This is a genomic window from Actinokineospora sp. NBRC 105648 (assembly GCF_030269645.1).
In the GTDB taxonomy this organism is placed as follows: domain Bacteria; phylum Actinomycetota; class Actinomycetes; order Mycobacteriales; family Pseudonocardiaceae; genus Actinokineospora.
Genome location: NZ_BSTR01000126.1, coordinates 1 through 415, shown reverse-complemented (window position 1 = coordinate 415; position 415 = coordinate 1). Strand labels below are relative to the sequence as shown.

Below are 415 nucleotides of genomic sequence, written 5' to 3'. Positions count from 1 at the left end.
GCCGTTGTCGTTGCTGCTCACCGCGGGGCAGCGGGGTGACAGTCCGCGGTTCGTGGCGGTGATCGAGGGAATCCGGGTGCCCCGCCCCGGCGGCGGTCGCCCCCGGACACGACCGGACCGGGTGCTGGCCGACAAGGCCTATTCCTCCCGTGCGAACAGGGCCTACCCGCGCCGACGGGGCATCAAGGCCACCATCGCCCAACCCCGCGACCAAGCCGCCCACCGCAAGAACAAAGGCACCCGCGGTGGGCGACCGCCCGCGTTCGACACCGACACATACAAGCAACGCCACGCCGTGGAATACGGCATCAACCTGCTCAAACAACACCGGGCGGTCGCCACCCGCTACGACAAACTCGCCCTGCACGACCAGGCCACCATCCACATCGCCACGATCAACATCTGGCTACGCCAC

At 68.7% G+C, this 415-nt stretch carries 1 protein-coding gene; it reads left to right on the top strand.

Annotated elements, in window-relative coordinates; translation table 11 throughout:
• Nucleotides 1-4: 4 nt before the first annotated feature.
• The coding region (locus QSK30_RS36650; RefSeq protein WP_502871951.1) for a transposase at nucleotides 5-415 on the top strand (411 nt) is incomplete at its 3' end.